This is a genomic window from Streptomyces sp. LARHCF249 (genome assembly GCF_052871255.1).
Window position 1 is genome coordinate 50,736 of sequence record NZ_JBIXJQ010000018.1, and the last position, 25,029, is coordinate 75,764.

A 25,029-nucleotide genomic window follows, 5' to 3' on the forward strand; every position below is an offset into this window, starting at 1 on the left:
CTTGCGCTGCTAGGTTCTGTACTCAGGCCGCCGGGAGGCCCAGTGTCCGCGTTCCTGCCCCTTGATCCGCTCGGGATCGACGAGCTCCTCGGGCCCGAGGACCTCGCCGTCCGGGACACCGTCCGTGACTGGGCCGCCGACCGGGTGCTGCCCCACATCGCCGGCTGGTACGAGAGCGGCGAGCTCCCCGGGATCCGCGAGCTGGCCCGTGAGCTCGGATCGATCGGCGCGCTCGGGATGTCGCTGGAGGGGTACGGGTGCGCGGGGGCCAGCGCCGTGCAGTACGGGCTCGCCTGCCTGGAGCTGGAGGCGGCCGACTCGGGCATCCGCTCGCTGGTCTCCGTACAGGGCTCGCTCGCCATGTACGCCATCTGGAAGTACGGCTCCGAGGAGCAGAAGCAGCGCTGGCTGCCCGGTATGGCGGCCGGTGAGCTGATCGGCTGCTTCGGGCTGACCGAGCCCGATGTGGGATCGGACCCCGCCGCGATGCGGACCCGCGCCAAGCGCGACGGCACCGACTGGGTGCTGACCGGGCGCAAGATGTGGATCACCAACGGGTCCGTCGCCGCGGTCGCCGTGGTGTGGGCGCAGACCGACGAGGGGATCAGGGGCTTCGCCGTCCCCACCGACACGTCGGGGTTCACGGCACCCGAGATCAAGCACAAGTGGTCGCTGCGGGCCTCGGTGACCAGTGAGCTGGTCATGGACGAGGTGCGGCTGCCCGCGGACGCGGTGCTGCCGGGCGTCACCGGTCTCAAGGGGCCGCTCGGCTGCCTCAGCCACGCGCGGTACGGGATCATCTGGGGCTCGATGGGCGCGGCACGCGCCAGCTTCGAGTCGGCGCTGAACTACGCGAAGACGCGGGAGCAGTTCGGGAAGCCGATCGGCGGCTTCCAGCTCACCCAGGCCAAACTCGCGGACATGGCCCTCGAACTCCACAAGGGCATCCTGCTCGCCCACCACCTGGGCCGGCGGATGGACGCGGGCACCCTGCGGCCGGAGCAGATCAGCTTCGGCAAGCTCAACAACGTCCGCGAGGCCATCGAGATCTGTCGCACCGCGCGGACCATCCTCGGTGCCAACGGGATCTCGCTCGAATACCCCGTCATGCGGCACGCCACCAACCTCGAATCGGTCCTCACCTACGAGGGCACCGTCGAGATGCACCAACTGGTGCTGGGCAAGGCGCTCACCGGGCTCGATGCCTTCCGGTGAGGGCCCTGCCTAGCTCTGGTTGAAGAAGTCGCGCGAGCGGCCGCCGGGCTCGCCGCTCACGATCTGGGTGTCGGCCGGGGTCAGCAGGAAGACCCTGGTCGCCACCCGCTCGATCGAACCGCGCAGCCCGAAGGTCAGGCCGGCCGCGAAGTCGACCACGCGCTTCGCGTCGCCCGGGTCCATCGACGACAGGTTCACGATCACCGGGACGCCCTCGCGGAACAGCTCGCCGATCCCCCGCGCGTCACGGAACCCGTCGGGGGTGACCGTCGCGATGCGCCGGCCCTGCTCGACGGCGGACTCGGAGGCCACTCTGACGCGGGGGTCGGTGACCCACTGCTCGCCGGGACCGGCCACCGAACCCTGGGCCGCCTCCGCGTAGTCGTCGTCGTAGTAACGCTCGTCGTCGCTGTCCTCCACGAGACCCAGCCAGGCACTCGCCTTGCGCACCGAACCCATGGACGCCTCCTTTCACCGTGGTCAGTCTGTCTTCTCTCCGCTGCCCCTATGGTCGTCCATGATGCTGACAACGCGCCAAGTGGATAGCCGCCGCGCAGGGGTTTCGTGACGGTACTGGTGCAGAACATCCGTTGCACGGCCAAGGTTCCTGGCAGCTACCACTGCTGACTGAGTGAAAATACGACCGGTGCCTCCGTACGGGTGGCCGGTGCGGACGTACGGGTGAAGGACGCGGGTCGATACGATGCCCGGCAGGCACGCGTACGACACACGGGGGAAGCAGTTGTTCGGCATCGTCAGACCTTGCACCCACAGGCTGGGCGAGCGGTTCAAAGCGGAGTGGATGGCTCATCTGTGCGGGCTCTGCCTGGCACTTCGCGGTGACCACGGGCAGTTCGCCAGGATCGTCACCAACTACGACGGGCTGCTCGTCTCCGTTCTGACGGAGGCTCAGTCGGGGCCCGCTTCCGCCGCCCGGCGCACCGCCGGACCCTGTCCGCTGCGGGGGATGCGCACCGCCCCGGTGGCCAACGGCGAGGGCGCGCGGCTCGCCGCCGCCGTCTCGCTCGTACTGGCCTCCGCGAAGGTGCGGGACCACGTGGCCGACCGGGACGGGCTGTTGGCCCGCGCCCCCATAGCCGCGGCCGCCCGCAAGGTGGCCCGCGGCTGGGACCGGGCCGGCGCCCGCACCGGCGCCTCGCTCGGCTTCGACACGGCGGTGCTCGTCGACGCCGTGGACCGGCAGGCCGGCATCGAGACGCTGGCCGGGCCCGGCACGCCGGTGCTCGTGGTGACCGAGCCGACGGAGACCGCGACGGCCGCCGCCTTCGCGCATACCGCGCAGCTCGCCGGACGGCCAGGCAACGCCCCCGCGCTCGCCGAGGCCGGCCGGTACTTCGGGCGGCTCGCGCACCTGCTGGACGCCGTGGAGGACCAGGCGGCCGACGCCTCGGCCGGCGCCTGGAACCCGCTGACCGCCACCGGCACCTCGCTGACCGAGGCCCGGCGGCTGTGCGACGACGCCCTGAAGGGCATCCGGCTCGCGCTGCGCGAGGTCGAGTTCGCGGACGCCGGGCTCGCCCACCGGCTGCTGGTGCACGAGCTGCGCACCTCGGTGGACCGAGCCTTCGGAACCAGCAGCTGCGGGCACACGGCGACCGCCTCCACCGGGCAGGGCGGCAACCCGTACCCGGGCAACCCGTACCCGGGCGGACCGTACGCGGCCGCACCGCACGCGAACGGCCCGTACGCGAGCAGCCCGTACGGGAACGGGAACCCCTACGGCGGCAATCCCTACGCCCCGGGCGCCCCCCACGCCCCGGGCGGGCCGGGAATGCCCCCGCCGCCCATGGGGCCCGGTGGCGGCGGCGGTGGCGGCGGCCGGCCTCCGCAGAAGCCGCGGCGCGGGCTGCTCGCCGGGTGCGCGGTCGCCCTCGGGCTGTTCTGTACCTGCCAGCTCTGCTGCACCGAGCACGACGGGCCGTGGTCCAGGGAGAAGAAGGAGCCCTGGTGCAACAACTGCGACTGCGGCAACTGCAACTGTGACTGCGGCTGCGGCGACTGCTGCTGCTGTCCCTGCGACGGCTGCTGAGTCCTTGTCGGGCTGAGGCCCTTTCGCGGCGTGCAGGTCCGGACGGGGTACCCCGCGGTTCCCGGCCGGACCCGCGTGGAAGGGTTGAGCGGCATGAGCGATGACGCAGACGATGCGCCCGCCGACTGGCGGAATGGGCACGAGCGACGGGTGGCGGCCGTCTCCGCCCCGTACGGGCCCCTCGCGCCAACCGGTGCTTACCGGCTCGCCGGTCACCCGAAGGTCGAATTCCGGCCGTTCCGGGGTTCTGGCGCACGGCCGAGGCCTCAGTGGTGCCGGCCGCGGCTCCGGAGGACTCCGTTCACCTCGACGGCGAGCCCTTCACCGGTGAGGTCGCCCGTACGGCGAGGACCGGGACGGCCGCGGGGGAGCGGCGGCTGAAAGGCGCCCTTGCCGACCGGTAACCGACGCCACCACACTCCCGACAGTGTTGTCAGGGGCACGGCACAAAACCAAGCGCTCCGCGTGTCCTGACTGCGCCTCACGGGCTCCGGCACCCCCACGACCGCCGGGCCCCCGACCCTCTCGGAGGACGAGAAGTGAGGATCAAGAGCATCACCCGTACCAGGCTGCTCGCGGTGGCCACCGGCCTGGCCGCCGTCGCAGCACTCGCCGCCCCCACCGTGGCGAACGCGGACCCACAGGACGGCGGATTCAGCGCCGCGCGACTGGCCTCGGCCGGCGCATCCGTCCTGCGCGCCGACGTCGCGGGCACCGCCTGGCACACCGACACCGCCACCGGGACCCTCGTGGTCACCGCCGACTCCACCGTCTCCGCCGCCGACCTCGCGAGAATCAAGCGCGAGGCCGGGGCCGACGCCGGGGCGCTGCGCATCGAGCGCACCCCGGGCAAGCTCACCAAGCTGGTCTCCGGCGGCGACGCGATCTACGCGTCGAGCTGGCGCTGCTCGCTCGGCTTCAACGTGCGCAGCGGCAGCACCTACTACGCCCTGACCGCCGGGCACTGCACCGACGGCGCCGGCACCTGGTGGAGCAACTCCGGCCGCACCACGGTCGTCGGCTCCACCGTCGGCTCCAGCTTCCCGACCAACGACTACGGCCTGATCAAGTACGCCAGCAACTCGCCGGTCCCGCCGGGCACCGTCGGCAGCCAGGACATCACCAGCGCCGTCAATGCCACCGTCGGCATGTCGGTGAAGCGGCGCGGCTCGACCACCGGCACCCACAGCGGTTCGGTGACCGGTCTCAACGCCACCGTCAACTACGGCGGCGGCGACATCGTCTACGGCATGATCAGGACCAACGTCTGCGCCGAGCCCGGCGACAGCGGCGGCCCGCTCTACTCGGGCACCCGCGCGGTCGGCCTCACCTCCGGCGGCAGCGGCAACTGCTCCTCGGGCGGCACCACCTTCTTCCAGCCCGTGGTCGAGGCCCTCAACGCCTACGGGGTCAGCGTGTACTGACCCGCCGGCGGGTAGGAGACCCGCCCGGCCTGCGGCACAATCGTGAACCCCCGCCCGAACTGCCGGGCGGGGGTTCGCTTTTGGGGGACAGACGCGCATGACCAGTGCACCTTCCGGGCCGGGAGGCCCGTTCTCCGACACCCAGCGGCGCATCCGGCGCAACCGCTGGCTCTTCACGGCACCCCTGGTGCTGCTGTGCGTCCTGGCCGCCGTCCTGGTCTGGGAGGTCGTGCGCGGGAACATATCCGAGGCGGGCCGCACCCACTGGCCGTGGCGGCTCCAGCTGATGAGCGCAGAACCGCTGGCGAGCCTGCTGGCCGTTGCGGCCGGGGCCGTCCTGGCACGGGCCCAGTACGCGCGGGCGGTCCGCCCTGTGCTCGGGTGGCGGTCCGAATTCGAGGCCGGGCTCCTCCCGGGCTCCGGAAAGGCCTGGCAGGTGGGCATCCTCAACGGCGGCCAGAACAACGCGGTCCTGGAACATGTGGACTACCACCTGGTCCTGGCCGGGGGGCCGGTCGACGTACCGGGCTCCAGAGTGGAGTGGACGGGCCTGACCGCCCTCGGTGAGCAGTTGGCCGACGCGGGTCTACGGGCCCCCGTCGACTTCCGGATCATGTACTTCGGGGTGGGGTACCCGATGGTGTCGACCGGCTCGCACGAGGTCATCCCGGTGGGGGTGTTCTCGAAGCGGTTCATCGGCGAGGTGCGGGCCCTCTACATGCGCATCCGGGTCACGGACGGCGTAGGGGACACGCACGAGCGCATCATCGACTGCCTCAAGGGCGCTCGGGAATCGGTGGTGGCGCCCGTGGAAGAGGAGCCGCCGGTCACAGAAGCCAGTCCAGGGTTTCCGGCAGCGCGTACTGAGCCGCGAAGTGGCCCGCCCCCGGCTTGAGTACGGCGGTGCGGTTCGGGATGTGCCGGCTGAGCCAGCGGAAATGTCCCAGGGGTGAGAAGGCGTCCTCGCCACCGCGCCAGAGCAGGACCCGGCCGGGGATCGATGCGGGATCGAACCCCCAGGACCGACAGAAGGCCAGGCTGTCGTCCAGCCAGCCGTAGGCGGAGACGCGCAGCGACTCCCGGTAGCTGTCCAGGATCGACTGGCGCACTTGGCCGTCGGCGAGGACCCGCAAGTCGTCGTCGGCGAGTTCCTTCCGCAGCTCATCGAGCAGCCGGCCGGGATCACGGCTGATCGCGGCCGCCCGGGGAGTGAGCCGGCGCTCCAGCGCCGCCGGATCGTCGACCGCGAGGCGGTAGTGCTCCACGTTGTGGGGGGTCATGCCGCCGAACCAGTCGAGCCCCGCCCCGTCGCTCGGCGCGAGGCTGACCAGGGCGGCCGTCCCCGTCACCCGCTCCGGGAGCAGCGCCGCGCAGGCCAGGGCATGCGGACCGCCCCCGGAGCGGCCGACGACGGCGAAGGTGTCCACGCCCAGGGCGTCCGCGACGGCCGCGGAGTCGCGGGCGGCGTCGGCTACCGTCCGCCCCGGGGCCCGCTCGGAGTCCCCGTAGCCGGGCCGGTCGTAGGAGAAGAAGCGGAGGTCCGGACGGATCTCCGTGATGTCGCGCAGCGCGCTCCCGAGCCTGCATCCCGGTGTTCCGTGGTGCAGGAGCACGGGAACCCCGTCCGGCGCTCCCCAGACCTCGGCCACGATCAGACGTCCGTCTTCTGCCTTCACCTCAACGCGCACGACACCTCCGCGGTCTTCCGGCTTCCTGCCGATGTCCCTGGTCTCATGACGACGACTCTTTTGATGGAAGCACAGCCACGACCCGGAGGGGGACCCGTGACGGCCACTCAGAAGCAGCAGCCCGCGGTGGTCTTCGACGCGGTCGCGGAGCGGATCGCGCAGCGGCCGGCCGAGCACGCGGCCGCCCACCACCGCGCCGCTGATCACCGGGCTTCCGTCCCCTCGCCCGCGAACCGGGCGACCGACGGCGCGTCGTCGGGGAGGCCGCTGCCCACGGCGGCTCCCGGCCGGCCCCCGCGGAAGAGCGCGCAGGCGATCGTGATCGCCGAGCCGGCCACCGCCCAGGCGGCCAGTACCAGCATCGGCCCGGTCGTGCCGTTGCCCTTGAAGTACGCGATGGAGCGCGCGGCGTACGTACCGGCGCCCGGCGGCAGGGCCGGGCCGATGGCCCTCCAGAACGGCGGCAGCAGCGGGTACGGGTAGGCGCCGCCCGCGCTCGGGTTGCCGAACACCACCACCAGCAGGATCGCCAGGCCGATGCCGACCACGCCCGCCAGCCCCTGGAAGGCCAGGGTGATCGCGCCCACCGCGAAGACGACCAGGGTGCCCAGTCCCCACAGGGCCGTGAGCGAGCCGGGCAGCGCGTCCAGGACCGGCCCGGCGATGACCGCGCCGAGCAGTCCCGCGGCGATCGCGTACACGAGCAGCGCGCCGAGCCGGATGACGGCGCGGGCGGAGTTCGCGGGCCGGGCGCCGGCGCTGATGGCGAGGATCGCGGCGCACAGGTAGCCGCCCACGCACCAGCCGACGACCAGGTAGAAGGAGCTCAGGCCGCGGCTGTCGCCCCGCTCGGCCGGGGCCACGTCGGTGACCCGGACGGTCCGCCCCTGGGCCTTCTCCACCGCGCCGACGATCTCTTCGAGGGCCTGCGAGAGGGAGGCCCCGCCTCCGGAGGCGACCAGCAGCCTGTCGGTGCGCCCGGCCGGGTCGACGATCAGCGCGCCGTCCACGTCCCGGTTCTCGATCATGCGGATCGCGGCGGCCTCGTCCTCGGCCGTACGGGGGTCGAGCGGCTTGCCGGGCAGGGCGGCGAGCCGCTGCGCGGACTGCTCGGCGACCGGTGCGGCGGGCGCGGACACGGCGATCGGGATCTCGCTGGGCTTCGGGTGGTGGAAGGCACCGATGTACGAGGTGATGAAGGCGAGCTGGAGGGCCAGCACCCCCAGGACCAGCAGCGCTGCCCGGGTGGTCACGGCGTCCTTGATCTCGGCGAGGAAGCCGCCGGACGGGCCTGCGTCGGTGCTCTCGGTGGGCTGGGTCATGCCCCCACGCTCGGCGTACGGGGGATAGGTCGCAGCAGGGGGTGGGCCGAACGGATGACCTCCCCGGATGATCGAACAAGTGTTTCGCACGGATATTCGAATTGCTCTATGGTGGAGAGCGGGGGAGGTGTTCATACGAGGGAAGCAGGAGGCCGCGGGTGCCTGGTTTTACGCATCTGCACACCGTTTCGGGGTTCTCCATGCGCTACGGAGGCTCGCACCCGGAACAGCTGGCGGAACGTGCCGCCGACCGGGGCATGGACGCCCTCGCCCTGACCGACCGCGACACCCTCGCGGGGGCGGTGCGGTTCGCGAACGCGTCGGCGAAGGCCGGGATCCGGCCCCTGTTCGGGGTGGACCTCGCCGTGTCGCCTCCGGCGGGGCCGGCCGGGTCGGGGGGCTCGGCCGACCCCGCCGGAGGCGGCGTGCGTACGGGCGTCCGCGGGTCCGGACCGGCGGACCGGGCGGGGTCCGGACCGGCGGACCGGGCAGGATCCGGCGAGGCCTCGTACCGGCGGCGCAACCCCGTCAAGGGCGGCGCCTTCATCGACGAGTCCGCTCCCCGCGCGGTCTTCCTGGCCCGGGACGGGGCCGCCGGATGGGCCGAACTGTGCCGGATGGTCACCGCCGCCCACGCGGGCGCCGCCGAGGTGCCGCTGCTGCCCTGGGACGCCCTGCGCGGAGAGGGCGTCTTCGTCCTGCTCGGCCCCGGCTCCGAGGTGGGGCGGGCGCTCGCCGCGGGCCGTCCCGACCGGGCCGCCCGGCTGCTCGCCCCCTGGCGGGAGGTCTTCGGCGACTCCCTGCGCCTGGAGGCCGTCCACCACGGCCGCACCGGCACCGGACCCGGCTCGCTCCGGCTGGCCGCCCGTACCGTCGGCTTCGCCGCCGAGCAGGGCGTCCCGGCCGTACTGACCAATGCCGTCCGCTACGCCGACCCCGGCCAGGGCCCGGTCGCCGACATCCTCGACGCGGCCCGCCGCCTGGTCCCCATCGACCCCCGCGGCCCCCTCGACAGCGGCGAACGCTGGCTCAAGGACCCGGCCGCCATGGCCGGGGCCGCCGACCGGATCGCCCAAGCCGCCGGCCTGCGCCCCGCCGATGCACGGCGCCTCCTCGCGGAGACCCGGCACACCGCCGAGGCCTGCGCGGTGGACCCCGAGGACGACCTCGGCATGGGATCCGTGCACTTCCCCGAGGCCCGCCTCGTCGGCGCGGCCCACCGCAGCGCCCAGCGGGTCCTCGCCTCCCGCGCCTCGGCGGGCATGGTGCTGCGCGGCTACGCGGACGACCGCGCGTACTGGGAGCGCATGCACCACGAGCTCGACATCATCGCCTACCACGGCTACGCCTCGTACTTCCTGACGGTCGCTCAAGTAGTGGACGACATACGGGATATGGGCATCCGGGTGGCCGCCCGCGGGTCCGGCGCCGGCTCCCTCGTCAACCACCTGCTCGGCATCGCGCACGCCGACCCCGTCGCGCACGGCCTGCTGATGGAGCGCTTCCTGTCCAAGCGCCGGCGCGTCCTGCCCGACATCGACATCGACGTGGAGTCCGCCCGCCGGCTGGAGGTCTACCGGCGGATCATCGGCCGGTTCGGCACCGAGCGCGTCGCCACCGTCTCCATGCCCGAGACCTACCGGGTCCGGCACGCCATCCGCGACGTCGGCGCCGCCCTGTCCATGGACCCGGCCGTCGTCGACCGGCTCGCCAAGGCCTTCCCGCACATCCGGGCCCGCGACGCCCGCGCCGCGCTGCAGGAGCTCCCCGAACTGCGCGACGTGCGCGGGGAGTCGTACGGGCGGCTGTGGGAGCTCGTCGAATCGCTGGACGCGCTGCCGCGCGGGACCGCCATGCACCCGTGCGGAGTGCTGCTCTCCGACGCCTCCCTGCTCGCCCGTACGCCGGTGGTGCCCACCAGCGGCGAGGGGTTCCCGATGTCCCAGTTCGACAAGGACGACGTGGAGGAGCTCGGCCTGCTCAAGCTCGACGTGCTCGGCGTACGGATGCAGTCGGCGATGGCCCACGCGGTCGCCGAGATCCGGCGCGGCTCGGGCCGGGAGCTCGACCTCGACGACCCGGCGCAGGTGCCGCCGGGGGACCGGGCCACGTACGAGCTGATCCGCTCGGCCGAGACGCTGGGCTGCTTCCAGATCGAGTCGCCGGGCCAGCGCGACCTGGTGGGGCGGCTGCAGCCGTCGACCTTCCACGACCTGGTGGTCGACATCTCGCTGTTCCGGCCGGGCCCGGTGGCCGCCGACATGGTGCGGCCGTTCATCGAGGCCCGCCACGGGCGGGCGCCGGTGCGCTTCCCGCACCCGGACCTGGCCGACGCGCTGCGCGAGACGTACGGGGTGGTGGTCTTCCACGAGCAGATCATCGAGATCGTGCACATCATGACCGGCTGCGGACGGGACGAGGCGGACCGGGTGCGGCGCGGGCTGTCCGATCCCGAGTCGCAGGGGCGGATCAAGGTCTGGTTCGCGGCGAAGGCGGGCGAGCGCGGCTACCCCGTGGAGGTGATCGCCCGTACCTGGGAGGTCGTGGAGGCCTTCGGCTCGTACGGCTTCTGCAAGGCGCACGCGGTGGCCTTCGCGGTGCCCACGTACCAGTCGGCGTGGCTGAAGGCGCACCATCCGGCGGCCTTCTACGCGGGGCTGCTGACCCACGATCCGGGGATGTACCCGAAGCGGCTGCTGTTGGCGGACGCGCGGCGGCGGGGCGTGCCCGTGCTGCCGCTGGACGTGAACCGGTCGGCGGCCGCCCACCGCATCGAACTGGTGTCCGACGAAGGTGCGGCCGGTGTGTGGGGGCTGCGGCTCGGGCTGTCCGACGTCCACGGCATCAGCGAGGCCGAGGCGGGCCGCATCGCGGCCGGGCAGCCGTACGCCTCCCTGCGCGACTTCTGGGACCGGGCGCACCCGGGCCGGCCGGTGGCCGAACGCCTGGCGCAGGTCGGGGCGTTGGACGCGTTCGGCACCAACCGGCGGGACCTGCTGCTGCACTTGACGGAACTGCACGGCGCGCAGCGGGCGGCCGGTGTGCGCGGCCCCCAACTCCCGCTGGAGGGCGGCCGTTCCACGGCCTCCGTCGGGCTGCCCGACCTGACCGACGCGGAACGGCTCAGCGCCGAGCTGGGCGTCCTCGGGATGGACGCCTCGCGGCACCTGATGGTGGACCACCACGCCTTCCTGGCCGAGCTGGGGGTGATCCCGGCGCGGCGGCTGCGCGATGCCGGGCACGGGCAGACGGTCCTGGTCGCGGGCGCCAAGGCGGCCACCCAGACCCCGCCGATCCGGTCCGGGAAGCGGGTCATCTTCACGACGCTGGACGACGGGACGGGCCTGGTGGACCTGGCCTTCTTCGACGACAGCCACGAGCGGTGCGCGCACACCGTCTTCCACTCCTTCCTGCTGCTGGTACGGGGCGTCGTGCAGCGGCGGGGCCCGCAGAGCCTGAGCGTGGTCGGGGCGGCGGCGTGGAACCTGGCGGAACTGGTGGAACTGCGCACGGCCGGCGGCCTGGAGGCGGTCGCGGCCCGCCTGGCCGCCTCCGGCGGTGGTGCCGGTGACGGCGGCGGCGACCACGGCGGCGTGGTCGACGGCGACGGCGACGGCGCGCCGGGTGAGCGGGGCGCAGGCCGCCGGATCCACTTCTCCACGGGGTACGAGATGAGCCCCTGGGCAGACCTCCAGCCCCCCGGCACCGGCCCCGCGACGGGCCGCAAGCTGTGGCACTCCAGCCCGGGGAGCGCGGGATGACCTCCGACCGGGCCGTGATGTGCCTGCGGCTGCACCCCGCGGACGAGGGGCCGCTCGGGGCTCCGGAGTACGCCGGGGTCCTCGCGCTGCTCGGCGGGGTCACGCCGGCCGTGCAGGCCCTGCCGCCCGACGGGGCCCTCGCCGATGTGCGGGCCGCGCTGCGGTACTTCGGCTGCGACGCCGACCGGCTGGCCGCCGTGATCCGGGTCCGGGCCCTCGCCCTGTACGGCGTGGACTGCACGGTCGGCGTGGCCGGCAACCCCATGCTGGCCCGGGCGGCGGCCCGCGAGGCCCGGCCCGGGGGGACCCTGGTGGTCCCCGACGAGCCCGCCGCCGTCCGTGCGTTCCTGGCCGGCAAGCCCGTCACCGCCCTCGACGGCGTCGGCCCCAAGGCCGCCCGCACCCTGTGCTCCTACGGCCTCGACTCCGTCGGCCGGGTCGCCGCCGCCCCGCCCGCCGCCCTGCGGCGGATCCTCGGCGCCCGGCTGGGCCGCGAGGTGCGGGAGCGCGCCCTCGGCATCGACAGGACCCCCGTCCGGCCCGGCGCGGCCGCCCGCGCCGTCGCCGCCGAGCGGTCCTTCGACCGGGACGAGCTGGATCCCGTACGGCACCGGCGGGCCCTGCTCTCGCTGGCCGACGAGCTCGGTACGAAGCTCCGTACGCTTCGTACACAAGAAGAGGGCCGGGGCCAGGTCTGCCGCACCCTCTCGCTCACCGTCCGCTGCGCCGACCGCACCACGCTCACGCGGACCCGCACCCTGGCCGAACCCACCGCGCACTGCGCCACCTTGACCGCCACGGCCTACGCCCTCTACGAGGGCCTCGGCCTGCAACGGGCCCGGGTCCGCGCGCTGTCCCTGCGGGCCGAGGACCTGATCCCGGCCGAACGGGCCGCGCGGCAGCTCAGCCTCGACCCCGAGGACGAGAAGGCCCGCCGCCTGGAGGCCGTCACGGACCGCGTCCGCGCCCGGTTCGGGCCGCACGCCATCGCCCGCGGCTCGCTCGCGGCCTGAGCGAGCATCGAGAATCGCAAGACACGCGAGTTTTTACCGACGCGTAACTTCCCTGTGTTGCTACTCACCCGTAATTTAGCGGCAGCAGCGCCCCTTTGTGATCCGGATCACGGGACGAACCCCCACGCTCCATCCCCTTGAGTCGACCCGCAAGGAGATCACACGATGCTGCCCTGGAGACGCCTGCTCCGCCCGCTGGCCGTCCTCACCCTCACCGCCGCCGCACTCGTCGCCCCCACCGGCGCCGCGCAGGCCGCGACCGCACCCAGCAGCGGCTGGAACGACTGGTCCTGCAAACCGTCCGCCGCGCATCCGCGCCCCGTCGTCCTGGTGCACGGCACCTTCGGCAACTCGTGGGACAACTGGCTCGGCCTCGCGCCGTACCTCGTGCACCGCGGCTACTGCGTCTACTCGCTCGACTACGGGCAACTGCCCGGCGTGCCCCTCTTCAACGGGCTCGGACCCATCGACAAGTCCGCCGGACAGCTCGACGTCTTCGTCGACAAGGTGCTCGCCGCCACCGGCTCCGCCAAGACCGACATCATCGGGCACTCGCAGGGCGGCATGATGCCGCGCTACTACCTGAAGTTCCTCGGCGGCGCCGAGAAGGTCAACGCGCTGGTCGGACTCGCCCCCGACAACCACGGCACCACCCTGCTCGGACTCACCAAGCTCCTCCCGTACTTCCCCGGGGCAGAGGACCTGATCAGCACCGCGACCCCGGGCCTCGCCGACCAGATCGCCGGATCGCCCTTCCAGCAGAAGCTCAACGAGGGCGGGGACACCGTGCCCGGGGTGAAGTACACGGTGATCGCCACCAAGTACGACGAGGTGGTCACCCCGTACCGGAGCGCGTTCCTGGACGGGCCGAACGTCAAGAACGTCGTACTCCAGGACCTGTGCGCCCTGGACTTCTCGGAGCACGTCACCATCGGGCTCACCGACCGGATCGCCTGGCACGAGGCGCTGAACGCCCTCGACCCGGCACACGCAGAACGGACCACGTGCGCGTCGGTCTTCGACTGACGCGCACGCGGCCCGCGAGGGTGCGGCTAGGCCGTGGCGGCCCGTCTCCCCCGGCTACCGCTGGGAGCCCCCGGTGGCGCGACGGCGGGCCAGTCCGAACAGCACGGCCGCACCCACGGCCAGGACGCCGGCGCCACCGATCGCGATCGCGGGGGTGGCGCTGCTGCCGCCCGTCTCCGCGAGGTTGTCCTTCTGCGGGGCGGGGGACGACGCCGCGGCCGCGCTCCCGTTCGTCTTCGGGTCGTTGTCGTCGTGGCCGTTGTGCTCCACGGTGGACTTGTCCGCGCCGTCGGCGATCTGCTGGTCGCTCGGGGCCGAGGGGGTGTCGGAGGTCGCCCCGGCCGGCTTGGCGTCGCCGGGCTTGGCGCTCGGCTCGGCACTCGGCTTGGCGCTGGGCTTGCCGCTCGGCTTGGTGCCCGAACCGCCGTTGTCCTTCCCGAAGACCACGTCCGAGCACGTGTAGAAGGCCTCCGGGCTGTCCGAGCGCTGCCAGATGCTGTAGATCAGGTGGCGGCCGGACTTGGCGGGGACGGTCCCGGAGAACACGTAGTCGCCGTTCTGCATCCCCGGGTCGGTGACCTTCGCGAACGGCGCGGGCTCCAGGTCCGACCAGGCCAGCGGCTTCGCCGGATCGTACCCGTCCTTCGTCACGTACAGCTCGAAGGAGCCCTTGTGCGGGGCGGTCCCCTTGTAGCGGAAGGTGTGCGCGCCGGCCGTCATGGGGCTCGCGGGCCAGTCGGCGCGCGCCAGGTCCAGTCCCTGGTACTTGTCGTTGCCCGCCGAGCAGAGCTGCCCGTTCGGGATCAGCGCCCGGTGGTTGCCGGCGGCGTTGGCGATGTTCACCGCGTTCCAGTCGTAGAACGCCTGGGCCCCGCTCGCCGCGACCGCCGCCTTGCAGGCCGCGGACCGCGGGGACTCCGGGCCCTCCGCGTAGCACGCCGCGACCCGGCTGACCGGGTCCGTCATCGAGCCGTGCGCGACCGCGGGAGCGGCGGCGTACGCGGCCACCGCCAGCGGGGCGAGGCCGGCGGCGGCGATACGGGTCAGCGTCACGGTACGGCGGCGTGCGGACATGGGCGGGTCTCCTTCGGGCACAAGGCAGGGGCGCGCCAGCGGAATCGGAAGCGGGCCCTGCGGCGCCGCCCCCCGGCGGCGCCACATCCGGCCCTTCCTGTCCTGGCCCTGCCAAGCTAGCCCCCCGAACCCCGCGTTTCCCCGCGATCGGCCCCCACCCGGTGATCCTTAGGATCCGCTTAAGGAAGCGCTAAGCGGGGCCTACAGAAGACGCCTTCCGGGGCCCGCTAGGCGAGGAGCGCGGGGAGGCCCGCCGGGGTCCTGGCCTGGTCGTCGAGGGCGTCGAGGGCGCGGATGGCCTGGGCGGCGGCCTCCGGGTCGCTCGTGGTGAGCCCGCTCCCGGCGAACTCGTCCTCGTCCAGGCGCAGTACGCAGGACCCGTCCGCGGAGACCCACAGGTCGAGGTCCAGGTCGTCCACGAGGATCTCCCCGCCCCGCACCAGGGCCGGGCGGGTGACGTCGCAGTACCAGCCCTTCAGGACGCCGTCGCCGGTCCACACCTCCTTGACCGCGTACCAGCGGGTCCGCCAGAAGTGCTCGACGAACACGTCGCCCGGCTCGAAGCGGACGAAGCCGAAGTCCCGCACGCCCTCGGCCGCCCAGGGGGCCCGCACCGAGATCCGGTCGCCGTCGTCGGCGACGCGCGCCGCCGGGTAGCGGATCTTGGTCCGGCCGGCCTTGGTCAGGACGACGGTCAGCTGCTCGGCCATGCGGTCTCCAGCTTCCTCGTGTAGCGCGTCTCGCTCGCGCAGATCTCGTATCCGAACCACTTGTTGATGGCGAGCATCGGGCCGTTGGCCGCGTCGTTGCCGGTGAAGGCCTCGGTGTACCCGGCCGCGCGGGCCCGGTGCAGGGACGCCGTCTTGGCGAGCTTGGCCAGGCCCCGGCCGCGGAAGGCGCGCAGGGTGCCAGTCATCGCCGTGGCGTAGCGGGTGGCGCCGTCGGTCTTGGCGGCGGTGAAGGCCGCCACCGCGCCGTCGACGAGGACGACGACGGTCAGCTCCTTGTCGAGGTCCGGGCTGTTCCAGGTGTGCGCGAGCCATTCCTCGTAGTCGTCGAACTCGGCCGCCACATCGCCGGGTTCGTCGGAGGTCGTCTCCGCGTCGGCCTCGAAGAGCGGACGCGGGTCCGCGGCGAAGGCGGAGGCGGGGCGCAGCTCGACCCCCGCCGGGAGGGCCGCGGGGAGCGGAGGCAGGGTGCCCGCCGCCAGGTCCAGGCGCAGGAAGTGCGCGGACCGGCTGGGGCGGTAGCCGCGCCGCTCGGCGAAGGCGCGGTGGGCGGGGTCGTCGAGGACCCAGGCGTACGTGTCCACCGCGCCGTGGGCGGCGAGGTGCTCCTCGGCCGCACGGAGCAGCAGGCTGCCGGCGCCGAGGCCGCGGTGCGCGGGGTCGACGAACGCGTTGACGTACGACTGGCCGGGCTCGGGGCTGTCGTGGGCGATGCCGACCTGGGCGGTGCCGATGACGAGTCCCTCGCCGGTGTGTGCGAGGAGGAGGCGGTAGTGCGCGTCGGGGTGGGCGGAGTCGACCTCGAAGGCGACGCCCTCCGCGGTGGCGATCAGGAAGGGCAGGGCCGAGCGGCGTACTCGTACGACGGACTCCGCGTCGTCCGCTCGGCCGGGCCCGCTCGGTCGGAGGTCGCGGATCAGAACAGTCATGTGGCCGACGCTACGGGCGGGGGCGCGTCCCGCGCCTCCCAATTATCCGGCGATGGGGGACAATCGCGCCGTGACCTCGACGAACCTGAAGATCACCATCAATGCGGCGGCGGGCTCGGCCGCGCCGTACGAACAGCTGCGCGCGCAGATCGCCGACCGGGCCCGGTCGGGCAGGCTGCCGGCGGGCTTCAAACTGCCGACGGTGCGGGGGCTGGCGGAGGAGCTGGGGCTGGCGGCCAACACCGTGGCGAAGGCGTACCGGGCGCTCGAGGCGGACGGGGTGATCGAGACGCGGGGCCGGAACGGGACGTTCATCGCCGCCGGGGAAGGCGCCTCCCGGGAGGCCGCAGCCGCCGCGCAGGCGTTCGCCGACCGGGCGCACCGCCTGGGTCTGACCGAGGCCGACGCCCTCTCGGCCGCATCCGAAGCACTGCGGGCCCGCTACGCCGCCGACTAGCGGAGCCGCGGTTACAGGTACAGGCCCGCCTCGGACGAGTGCGGCTGCGGGGGGAGGACCGCGGCCGGGCCGGTCCCGCGGCGGAGGGCGAAGAGTTCGGCCAGGCTGGCGCCCTCGCGGGAGACGCCCTCGTCGGTGCCCAGCCAGTCCACCGCCTCGCGGTGGGTCAGCCGGCCCACCTCGATGCGGGCCAGGCAGCGCCCCGGCCGGACCACCGCCGGGTGGAGCCGCTCGAGGTCCTCGTTGGTGGTGACGCCGACCAGGACGTTGCGGCCCTGCCCCAGCAGACCGTCCGTCAGGTTCAACAGGCGCGACAGCGCTTGCCCGGCCGTGTGCCGGGCCTCGCCGCGGATCAGCTCGTCGCAGTCCTCCAGCAGCAGCAGCCGCCAGCGGCCCTTCGCCGTGCCCTCCTCCTCGCCGATCGCGATGTCCATCAGGTAGCCCACGTCGTTGAACAGCCGCTCCGGATCCAGGACGCAGTCCACCTGGCACCAGTCCCGCCAGGAACGGGCCAGCGTGCGCAGCGCCGAGGTCTTGCCCGTCCCCGGCGGACCGTGCAGCAGGAGCAGCCGGCCCGCGATGTCGTCCGGGGTCACCTTCATCAGCCGGTCCATCGCCCCGGCCACCGGCGCCGTGTAGTTGGGCCGGACCTCGGCCCAGGTCCCGGCCGCGATCTGGCGGGTCGTCCGGTACGGGCCGCGGCGCGGGGAGACGTACCAGAACCCCATCGTGACGTTCTCCGGCTGCGGTTCGGGATCGTCCTGCGCCCCTTCCGTGGCCTGTCCGAGCACACCGGCGGCGAGTTCGTCGCTGACCGCCGTGACCGTGACGTCCGCGCCCCGGCTCCAGCGGGACACGAGCATGGTCCAGCCCTCGCCCTCGGCGAGGGTGGCACTGCGATCGCTGTCGCGTGCCGAGCGCAACACCGTGGCCTCGGGCGGCAGCAGGGTGACATCCGGCTTGACCCGGTCGATCGACACGCTGTGCGAGAACGGCTGCTCACCGGACGCGAACCGGCCGAGGAACAGCGCATCGACGACGTCCGACGGCGAATCGCTGTCGTCGACGTTGAGCCGGATCGGCAGCGCGTCATGCGGGTTGGCTGGCATGGCGCCCATGATCCGGCACGCGATGCCCTCGTGCACCCGTGTTTCGCCGGATCGGGTGGACGGGTTCCCTCTTCAAACACCTCGGGAGTGAAGATTCGGACAGCAACTCTGTTCCGAAAATTCTTGGCATGAACACTTCCAGCCAACCCCGGCTCCTTGTACCACGGACTCAGGAGTAACCCCCACAAGGAGCCGCACACATGAGCATGAGAATGCCGCGCTTCGCCGCGCTCGCCTCCACCCTGTTATTGGCCGCGGGCGCCGCCCTGTTCGGCGCCGGCCAGGCGGCCGCCGCCGCCCAGGCCGACTTCGGATACGTCGCCCTCGGCGACTCGTACTCCTCCGGCGTCGGCGCCGGCAACTACGACAGCGGGAGCGGCGCCTGCAAGCGCACCACCCGCGCCTACCCGGCCCTGTGGGCCGCAGCCCACGCCCCGCAGACCTTCTCCTTCACCGCATGCTCGGGCGCCCGCACGGGTGATGTGCTCGCCAACCAGCTCACCCCGCTGAACTCCGGCACCGACCTGGTCAGCATCACCATCGGCGGCAACGACGCCGGATTCTCCGACGTCATGACGACCTGTGTGCTCCAGTCCGAGTCCACCTGCGTCAGCCGCGTCAACCAGGCCAAGGCGTACGTGGACTCCACCCTCCCCGGCCAGCTCGACCAGGTCTACAACGCGATCGACAGCCGCTCCCCGAACGCCCGTGTCGTCGTCATCGGCTATCCCCGCTTCTACAAGCTGAACGGCACCTGCACCGCCGGCCTGACCGAGGGCGAGCGCGCCGCCATCAACGGCGCGGCCGACCACCTCAACGCCGCCATCGCCAAACGCGCCGCCGACCACGGATTCGCCTACGCCTCGGTCGTCGGAGCCTTCACGGGCCACGAGATCTGCTCCGGCAGCGCGTGGCTGCACAGCGTCAACTGGCTCAACATCGGCGAGTCGTACCACCCGACCGCCGCCGGACAGTCCAGCGGCTACCTGCCGGTCTTCACCAACGCCGCCTGACCCGCTAGGGACTGACGGACGGTCCCGCCGACGGGTCCTCCCCGGCCGGCGGGCTCGGAGACGTACTGGCGCCAGGGGAGGGGGCCCCGCCCGTCGGGGCCTCCTCCTCGCACGTCACGGAGACGGCGACCCACTGCGTGGCCACCTCGGCCGGCCCCCGTACCTCCAGCCGGACCGCGTCCTCGTAGCCCGCGCCCGGCACGTGCGTGAGCTCGGCGTGCTCCAGCCGCCGGCTCCTCGGCCCGCCCTCCTCGTACGTGAGGGCCTGCCAGCCCGGGCCGGAGGTCTTTCCGCTCCGGGTGGCCCAGCGGTACTCCAGCCGGACCGGGGCGCTCTCCACCTCCACGGTGGCGGTGAAGGAGGGTGCGCGGTCCGCGGGCGGCGGGCAGCTGCCGCGGTACGAGGCGCGCACGGTGTCCACGTACACGGAGACGTGCTGCCCCGCAGTGGCGGAAGCCGAAGCGGATGCGGATGCGGACACGGGGTCGGACGGGGGCGCGGAAGCCGGAGTGGCGGCCCGGGCGGTGGTCGCCGTGCCGGTCGGGCCGACCCCGCCGCTGCTGCCGTCCGCGTCCTGCCGTTCCTTCAGCAGCACCCATCCCAGAGCGGCCAGCGCCAGCAGCAGCACCACGATCCCGGCGGTGAGCACCGCCCCGGCCCGGCCGTCGCGCGGCGGCTGCCCGGACGCGGGCGGGGGCGCGGGTGCGGGCATCGGCGGGGTGGGCTCCCCGTACGGCTCCCCGTACGCCGGCCGCGGTTCCTGCCGGTGGTGCTGCCGGTGGTGCTGCGCGACGGCCGTCGGCGAGTCCGGCCCCGACACCGGCCCGCCGGAGGCCCGTACGGCCCCGCCCGCGCCCACGACCCGCAGGATCCGGGCCGCCTCCGCCGCGGGCAGCCGCTCGGCCGGGTCCTTCCGCAGCAGCCCCACCAGTACGGGCTCCAGCGGCCCGGCCCGGCGCGGCGGCGGCAACTCCGCGTCCACCACGGCCCGCAGGGTGTCCAGCGGGGTCCCCTGGCGGAACGGCGTGACCCCCTCGACGGCCGCGTACAGCATGATCCCGAGCGACCACAGATCCGACTCGGGCCCCGGATCGCGCCCCAACGCCCGCTCCGGGGCGAGGAATTCGGGGGAGCCGACCACCTCGCCCGTCATGGTGATCGCAGAGGAGCCCTCCAGGCTCGCGATCCCGAAGTCGCTCAGCACCACCCGGCCGTCGTTGGCGATCAGCACGTTCCCGGGTTTCACGTCCCGGTGCAGCACCCCCGCCTCGTGCGCGGAGCGCAGCGCGGCCAGCACCTGTTCCCCGAGGTGCGCGGCGCGCTGCGGGGTCATCGGCCCCTCGGCCTCCAGTACGTCGGCCAGCGTGAGCCCGCGCACCAGCTCCATCACGATCCAGGGCCGGCCGTCCTCGGAGGCCACGTCGTAGACCGTGACGACCCCGCGGTGCGAGACCCGGGCCGCCGCCCAGGCCTCCCGCTCCAGCCGCCGGTACATCCGCTGGAGTTCGGCGGGCTCCAGTCCGGCGGGCGCCCGTACCTCCTTGACGGCGACCTCGCGGGCCAGTACCTCGTCCCGGGCCCGCCACACGATGCCCATCCCCCCGCGGCCGAGGGGATCCAACAGGCGGTACCGGCCGGCGATGACACGATCGGGACCCGGTTCCCCGCTCGATTCCCCGTCCACATCGGCCACATTCCCACTCACACGCGCCCCCAGGGGTCACCAGGCGATCACTTCAAGTTAGCGCAGGGCGCGTGAAGTGGCCCCTGTCGTGACGCGACTCGCGCACCGGACCTCCGAAACCGGCGCGCCTGTGCGGAGAGTGACTGTCGACTCCGCTGAGTAACCGTCAACTCCCCGTACTGATAGGGGTAATTCACACCACCGGGATACCCGAGCGCGACGCGGGGACGATAGGGTTAACCTGCCCGGGCCGGGTGCCCTCGTACGGGTGGGGAGAGAACATGGAACAGATAGCAATGCGCAGCAGGCCGCCTCGCGTGCCTGCCATCACCTGCGGCAGCAACGCGACCAGCTCGCGCCTCGACCGCCATCTCGCCGTGCTGGGCGGACCTGCCGTCCCGCACCGGGAGACCGCCGAGGCGACCCTGCTGATGCGCGAGCTCACCTCCCGCGACCACACGCACCGTCTGCGGAGCCGGAGCGCGCGCGTCTCGCTCTTCGCGCCGCTGCGCCGTCTGCGTCGCACGCTCTTCGGCAGCCGCCGCTCGTAACAGTCCCCGTACCGCAGCCTTCCCTTCGGCTCGGCTCCGGCTCCCCGGCCCTACGCCACCACACCCTCCCGGCGCAGTTCCGAGATCTGCGCGCCCGTCATCCCCAGGGCGCGCAGCAGGGTCTCGGTGTGTTCACCCAGCGCGGGCACCGCACCCATGTGCGGTGCCGCGCCGCCCGGCAGTCCGATCGGCGGGAGCAGGGCCCGCAGCGGACCGGCCGGTGATCCCACCTCCCGCCAGCGGTCCCGGGCCGCCAGCTGCGGGTGGCCGGCCAGCTGGGCCACCGAGTTCAGCCGCGCGCAGGCCAGGCCGGCCGCCTCCAGCCGCCCGATCGCCTCGTCCGCGTCCAGCCGGCCCAGGGCCTGCGCCACCACCGCGTCGGTCTTCTCCCGGTTGCCGGTGCGCGCCGCGTTCGTCGCGAAGGCCGGGTCCTGTGCCAACTCGGGGCGCTCCAGCACCTGTTGTGCGAGGCGTTGCCACTCCCGGTCGTTCTGCACCGACAGCAGCACGCGGTCGCCGTCGGCCGTCGGGTAGGCGTCGTAGGGCGCGATCACCGCGTGCGCGAGACCCGTCCGCACGGGCTGCTCGCCGCCGTGCATGGTGTGGTGCAGCGGATGCCCCATCCACTCGGCGAGCGCGTCCAGCATGGACACCTCCACCCTGCCTCCGCGCCCGGTGACACCGCGCCGCAACAGGGCCGCGAGCACCCCCGAGAAGGCGTACATGGCCGCCGCGATGTCGGCCGCCGGGATCCCCGCCTTGACGGGCTGCTCCGGGGTGCCGGTCACCGAGACCAGGCCCGCCTCACACTGCACGAGCATGTCGTAGGCGCGCTTGTGGGCGTACGGGCCTTCGGCGCCGTAGCCGGAGACGTCCACGGCGACCAGCCGCGGGTACCGTGCGCACAGCGCGGCCGAGTCGAGCCCGAGCCGGGCCGCCGCGCCCTGCGCGAGGTTCTGTACGAAGACATCGGCGCCGGCCAGCAGCCCGTGCAGGATCTCCCGGCCGCGCGGGTCCTTGAGGTCGAGCGCGAGCGACTCCTTGCCGCGGTTGGCCCACACGAAGTGCGAGGCGAGGCCGTGCGCGGTGGTGTCGTAGGCGCGCGCGAAGTCGCCGCCGTCGGGACGCTCGACCTTGATCACCCGGGCGCCGAGGTCGGCGAGCTGGCGGGTGGCGAAGGGGGCCGAGACGGCCTGTTCGACGGCGACGACGGTGATACCGGCGAGGGGGAGGGGCTCGGGCTCTGATGCGGGCGCGGCGGTTTCGGTGTCCATGGCACCGATGCCTATCCCGTCGGGCCCCGTCCTGTCACCCCCCTGACTCCCTCGCGCTCGGGACCTACGCGGTGAGGCCGCGCGCGAACCGGCGCGTGGCCAGCGGCACGAAGAGCGCGAGGAGGACGAGCGACCACACGACGGCCCCGGCGACCGGATGGGCGGCGGGCCAGGCGGCACCCGCCACGTCCTCGGCCCCGGCGTTTCCGCACAGCTCGCGCACGCCGGTCGCGACGGCGCTGATCGGGTTCCACTCGGCGACCGTACGGAGCCACCCGGGCAGGCCGGCGGTCGGCAGGTACGCGCTGGACAGCATCGGCAGGACGAAGGTGGCGCTGCCGAGCTGGCCGGCCGCCTCCTCGCTCCTGCTCACCAGGCCGAGGTACGTCCCGACCCACGCGGTGGCGAAGCGGAACAGCAGCAGCAGTCCGAAGGCCCCCAGCGCGCCCGGCAGGCCGTTCTCGATGCGCCAGCCCATCGCCAGCCCCACCAGCATCAGCGGCACCATGGAGACCGCCGTGGTGAGCAGATCCGCGGCGGTCTGCCCGAGCGGTACGGCGCTGCGGCTCATGGGCAGCGTCCGGAACCGGTCCATCACCCCGCGGTGCGCGTCCTGCGCGGCGGTGAACATACCGGTCATCAGGCCGTTCGCGGCGGTCGCGGCGAGCAGTCCGGGGACCAGGAACTCGCGGTACTCGGCGCCCGGCATCGCGAGGGCGCTGCCGAAGACGTAGCCGAAGAACAGCAGCATGGTGACCGGCATGGTCTGGGTGAGGATCAGCAGCGCGGGGGCGTGCCGGGCCTTCTGGAGCTGGCGGGTGAGGACGGCTCCGCCGTCGGACAGCAGGGTGCTCATGCCGCGTTCTCCTTCTGGGTCTTGCCCTGGGTCCCGTTCCGGGTTCCGCTCTGTGCCGCGTTCTGTGCCGCGTTCTGCGTCGCGTCGGGGATTCGGGTGAGGCGCAGGAACACCTCGTCGAGGGTGGGCGGGCGCAGGCTCGCGTCGGTGACCGGGACCCCGGAGCCGTCGAGTTCGCGGATGATGCGGGGCAGGGTGAGCCCGGAGTCGAGCACGGTGACGCCGACCGTCAGTCGTTCCTCGTCGAGCACCGGCCGGCCGCCGGTGAGCTGGTCCAGTACGGCGGCGGCGCCGGGGAGGGCCTCGCGCGCGGGGACGGTGACCTCGGCGTAGGCGCCGATCCGCGCCTTGAGGTCGGTGGGGGTGCCGTGCGCGACGGCGCGGCCGCGGTCGACGACCACGATGTCGTCGGCGAGCCGGTCGGCCTCCTCCAGGTACTGGGTGGTGAGCAGCACCGTGGTGCCCTCGTCGGCCAGTTCCCGTACGGCGGTCCAGATCTGCTCCCGGGCCGCCGGATCGAGGCCGGTGGTGGGCTCGTCGAGGAAGAGCACGCGGGGGCGGGTGACCAGCCCGGCGGCCAGGTCCAGGCGCCGCTTCATACCGCCCGACCAGGTGCCGGTCACCCGGTCCGCGGCCTCGGCGAGGCCGAAGCGCTCCAGCAGCGCGTCGGCGCGGTCCCGGCCCGCGGAGCCGCGCAGTCCGGCGAGGCGGGCGAAGAGGCGCAGGTTCTCGCGGCCCGTCAGGTCCCCGTCGACCGAGGCGTACTGGCCGGTGACGCCGATGGCGCGGCGGACGGCCGCGGGGTCGCGGGCGACGTCGTGGCCCGCGACGAGGGCGCGGCCGCCGGCGGGCGCGGTGAGGGTGGTGAGGATCCGGACGGCGGTGGTCTTGCCCGCGCCGTTGGGGCCCAGGAGACCGCACACCGTGCCCTCGGGCACGGCGAGGTCGAGGCCGCGCAGCGCGTGGACCTCCCCGTAGTTCTTCTCCAAACCCTCACTAAGTACAGCGTACGTAGTCGTCATGTGCGACACCGTACCTCACTACGTACGGTGTACGTAACTAAGATGGGGGCGAGACGACGAGGTGATCTGAGCGATGACAGCCGGCGGGCGACCCGCTGAACCCGAAGTGATCTGGTCCCGCCCCCAGCGGGCCGGCCGCGGACCCAGGCCCGCGCACAGCCGCGAGTCCATCGCCGCCGAGGCGGTGCGGATCGCCGACGAGGAGGGGATCGAAGCCGTCTCCATGCGGCGCGTGGCGGCCGGGATCGGTGCGGGGACCATGTCCCTCTACAACTACGTGCCGCGCAAGGAGGACCTGTACGAGCTGATGGTCGACGCGGTCGGCGGGCAGTACGAGTTCCCCCCGCCGACCGGCGACTGGCGGGCCGACGTGCTCGCGCTGGCCCGCCAGACCCGGGCGCTGATGCACCGCCACCCGTGGCTGCCGCGCCTGCTGAGCCCCGTCTACGGCTTCAGCCCGAACGCCCTGCGCTACCTCGAGTACAGCCTGGACTGCCTGGCGCCGCTGGACGCGCCGGACGCCGAGAAGCTGGAGCTGGTCGCGGCGGTCAACGGCACCGTCGCCACCTACGTGGCGGGCGAACTGGCACTGGCCGAGCGGGCCCGGTCGCTGCCCTGGAGCGAGGCGGAGGAACAGCGCGTACGGACGGCCTGGCTCGGCTCGCGCCTGGCGACCGGGCAGTACCCGCGGCTGGCGGCGGCCGTCAAGGGCGGCGGCCCGGTCCCCGGTGCGGGGCTGGACATGGCCGCCATTTTCGACCGCTCGATGTCGCGGCTGCTGGAGGCCTGGGGTCCGTAGGGCCGGGCGCGGCTCGGCGGCTTGCGGCGGCTCG

General features: G+C 73.4%; 22 protein-coding genes. 11 read left to right on the forward strand and 11 right to left on the reverse strand.

Annotated features, from left to right (window positions below):
* The first annotated feature begins 42 nt into the window (after window positions 1-42).
* Window positions 43-1,215 carry an acyl-CoA dehydrogenase family protein gene (locus ACIPUC_RS34420; protein ID WP_446594308.1) on the forward strand — a complete coding sequence of 391 codons (1,173 nt, stop codon included), beginning with the start codon at window positions 43-45 and terminating at the stop codon, window positions 1,213-1,215.
* A gap of 9 nt (window positions 1,216-1,224) precedes the next feature.
* Here ACIPUC_RS34420 and ACIPUC_RS34425 read toward each other — a convergent pair whose 3' ends face one another.
* Window positions 1,225-1,674: a cell division protein SepF gene (locus ACIPUC_RS34425; protein ID WP_069919643.1), complete on the reverse strand. Its 450-nt coding sequence runs from the start codon at window positions 1,672-1,674 to the stop codon at window positions 1,225-1,227.
* A gap of 283 nt (window positions 1,675-1,957) precedes the next feature.
* On the opposite strand from ACIPUC_RS34425, the gene ACIPUC_RS34430 reads away from it, so the two are divergent.
* The 3 genes from ACIPUC_RS34430 (at window position 1,958) to ACIPUC_RS34440 (ending at window position 5,584) form a co-directional block, all read left to right on the forward strand.
* A complete protein-coding gene (locus ACIPUC_RS34430; RefSeq protein WP_446594376.1) occupies window positions 1,958-3,265 on the forward strand; it encodes a DUF5685 family protein in 1,308 nt (435 codons plus the stop codon).
* 539 nt (window positions 3,266-3,804) lie between these two features.
* Entirely contained in the window at window positions 3,805-4,689 is an 885-nt protein-coding gene (locus tag ACIPUC_RS34435) for a S1 family peptidase (protein ID WP_446594309.1), read from the forward strand.
* Window positions 4,690-4,786: 97 nt separating this feature from the next.
* Window positions 4,787-5,584, forward strand: coding sequence for a hypothetical protein (locus tag ACIPUC_RS34440; protein ID WP_446594310.1), 798 nt, complete (start codon window positions 4,787-4,789; stop codon window positions 5,582-5,584).
* Here the strand turns inward: ACIPUC_RS34440 and ACIPUC_RS34445 are convergent.
* Together ACIPUC_RS34445 and ACIPUC_RS34450 are read right to left on the reverse strand one after the other, a co-directional pair.
* Window positions 5,517-6,377, reverse strand: a complete 861-nt coding sequence (locus tag ACIPUC_RS34445; RefSeq protein ID WP_446594311.1) for an alpha/beta fold hydrolase — start codon at window positions 6,375-6,377, stop codon at window positions 5,517-5,519. The genes ACIPUC_RS34440 and ACIPUC_RS34445 overlap by 68 nt on opposite strands.
* Before the next feature lie 203 nt (window positions 6,378-6,580).
* Window positions 6,581-7,699, reverse strand: a complete 1,119-nt coding sequence (locus ACIPUC_RS34450) for a DUF3533 domain-containing protein (RefSeq protein ID WP_446594312.1) — start codon at window positions 7,697-7,699, stop codon at window positions 6,581-6,583.
* 158 nt (window positions 7,700-7,857) lie between these two features.
* Between ACIPUC_RS34450 and ACIPUC_RS34455 the strand changes: the two genes are divergently transcribed.
* The 3 genes from ACIPUC_RS34455 to ACIPUC_RS34465 all read left to right on the forward strand — a co-directional run bounded on the left by ACIPUC_RS34455 (window position 7,858) and on the right by ACIPUC_RS34465 (window position 13,499).
* A complete protein-coding gene (locus tag ACIPUC_RS34455; protein ID WP_446594313.1) occupies window positions 7,858-11,460 on the forward strand; it encodes a DNA polymerase III subunit alpha in 3,603 nt (1,200 codons plus the stop codon).
* Window positions 11,457-12,473, forward strand: a complete 1,017-nt coding sequence (locus tag ACIPUC_RS34460) for a DNA polymerase Y family protein (RefSeq protein ID WP_446594314.1) — start codon at window positions 11,457-11,459, stop codon at window positions 12,471-12,473. Before ACIPUC_RS34455 ends, ACIPUC_RS34460 begins: the two co-directional genes overlap by 4 nt.
* Before the next feature lie 165 nt (window positions 12,474-12,638).
* Window positions 12,639-13,499, forward strand: a complete 861-nt coding sequence (locus ACIPUC_RS34465) for an esterase/lipase family protein (protein ID WP_446594315.1) — start codon at window positions 12,639-12,641, stop codon at window positions 13,497-13,499.
* 54 nt (window positions 13,500-13,553) lie between these two features.
* On the opposite strand, the gene ACIPUC_RS34470 is transcribed toward ACIPUC_RS34465, so the two are convergent.
* The 3 genes from ACIPUC_RS34470 to ACIPUC_RS34480 all read right to left on the reverse strand — a co-directional run bounded on the left by ACIPUC_RS34470 (window position 13,554) and on the right by ACIPUC_RS34480 (window position 16,230).
* Entirely contained in the window at window positions 13,554-14,573 is a 1,020-nt protein-coding gene (locus ACIPUC_RS34470) for a lytic polysaccharide monooxygenase (protein WP_446594316.1), read from the reverse strand.
* A gap of 227 nt (window positions 14,574-14,800) precedes the next feature.
* Window positions 14,801-15,283 (reverse strand): DUF402 domain-containing protein, encoded by a 483-nt coding sequence (locus tag ACIPUC_RS34475; protein ID WP_446594317.1) that lies wholly within the window; start codon window positions 15,281-15,283, stop codon window positions 14,801-14,803.
* Window positions 15,268-16,230, reverse strand: coding sequence for an N-acetyltransferase family protein (locus ACIPUC_RS34480; protein ID WP_446594318.1), 963 nt, complete (start codon window positions 16,228-16,230; stop codon window positions 15,268-15,270). Before ACIPUC_RS34480 ends, ACIPUC_RS34475 begins: the two co-directional genes overlap by 16 nt.
* Before the next feature lie 70 nt (window positions 16,231-16,300).
* On the opposite strand from ACIPUC_RS34480, the gene ACIPUC_RS34485 reads away from it, so the two are divergent.
* Window positions 16,301-16,687, forward strand: a complete 387-nt coding sequence (locus tag ACIPUC_RS34485) for a GntR family transcriptional regulator (protein ID WP_446594319.1) — start codon at window positions 16,301-16,303, stop codon at window positions 16,685-16,687.
* An 11-nt stretch (window positions 16,688-16,698) separates the two neighbouring features.
* Here the strand turns inward: ACIPUC_RS34485 and ACIPUC_RS34490 are convergent, their stop codons facing one another.
* Entirely contained in the window at window positions 16,699-17,796 is a 1,098-nt protein-coding gene (locus tag ACIPUC_RS34490) for a DUF5925 domain-containing protein (protein WP_446594320.1), read from the reverse strand.
* Between the two features lie 206 nt (window positions 17,797-18,002).
* Here ACIPUC_RS34490 and ACIPUC_RS34495 point away from each other — a divergent pair, with 206 nt between their 5' ends.
* The gene (locus tag ACIPUC_RS34495) at window positions 18,003-18,809 is read left to right on the forward strand and encodes an SGNH/GDSL hydrolase family protein (protein ID WP_446594377.1); all 807 of its coding nucleotides are present in this window, start codon (window positions 18,003-18,005) and stop codon (window positions 18,807-18,809) included.
* A gap of 4 nt (window positions 18,810-18,813) precedes the next feature.
* Here the strand turns inward: ACIPUC_RS34495 and ACIPUC_RS34500 are convergent, their stop codons facing one another.
* Complete coding sequence (locus tag ACIPUC_RS34500; RefSeq protein WP_446594378.1) at window positions 18,814-20,493, reverse strand: serine/threonine-protein kinase; 1,680 nt, start codon at window positions 20,491-20,493, stop codon at window positions 18,814-18,816.
* Window positions 20,494-20,774: 281 nt separating this feature from the next.
* Between ACIPUC_RS34500 and ACIPUC_RS34505 the strand changes: the two genes are divergently transcribed.
* Window positions 20,775-21,044 (forward strand): hypothetical protein, encoded by a 270-nt coding sequence (locus tag ACIPUC_RS34505; RefSeq protein WP_374773277.1) that lies wholly within the window; start codon window positions 20,775-20,777, stop codon window positions 21,042-21,044.
* Window positions 21,045-21,094: 50 nt separating this feature from the next.
* On the opposite strand, the gene ACIPUC_RS34510 is transcribed toward ACIPUC_RS34505, so the two are convergent.
* The 3 genes from ACIPUC_RS34510 to ACIPUC_RS34520 all read right to left on the reverse strand — a co-directional run bounded on the left by ACIPUC_RS34510 (window position 21,095) and on the right by ACIPUC_RS34520 (window position 24,196).
* On the reverse strand, window positions 21,095-22,318 hold the full coding sequence (locus ACIPUC_RS34510) for a CaiB/BaiF CoA transferase family protein (protein WP_446594321.1): 1,224 nt from the start codon (window positions 22,316-22,318) through the stop codon (window positions 21,095-21,097).
* A gap of 64 nt (window positions 22,319-22,382) precedes the next feature.
* Window positions 22,383-23,174, reverse strand: coding sequence for an ABC transporter permease (locus ACIPUC_RS34515; RefSeq protein WP_446594322.1), 792 nt, complete (start codon window positions 23,172-23,174; stop codon window positions 22,383-22,385).
* Window positions 23,171-24,196 carry an ATP-binding cassette domain-containing protein gene (locus ACIPUC_RS34520; RefSeq protein ID WP_446594323.1) on the reverse strand — a complete coding sequence of 342 codons (1,026 nt, stop codon included), beginning with the start codon at window positions 24,194-24,196 and terminating at the stop codon, window positions 23,171-23,173. Before ACIPUC_RS34520 ends, ACIPUC_RS34515 begins: the two co-directional genes overlap by 4 nt.
* 73 nt (window positions 24,197-24,269) lie before the next feature.
* On the opposite strand from ACIPUC_RS34520, the gene ACIPUC_RS34525 reads away from it, so the two are divergent.
* Window positions 24,270-24,995 carry a TetR/AcrR family transcriptional regulator gene (locus tag ACIPUC_RS34525; protein ID WP_446594324.1) on the forward strand — a complete coding sequence of 242 codons (726 nt, stop codon included), beginning with the start codon at window positions 24,270-24,272 and terminating at the stop codon, window positions 24,993-24,995.
* Window positions 24,996-25,029 lie beyond the last annotated feature (34 nt).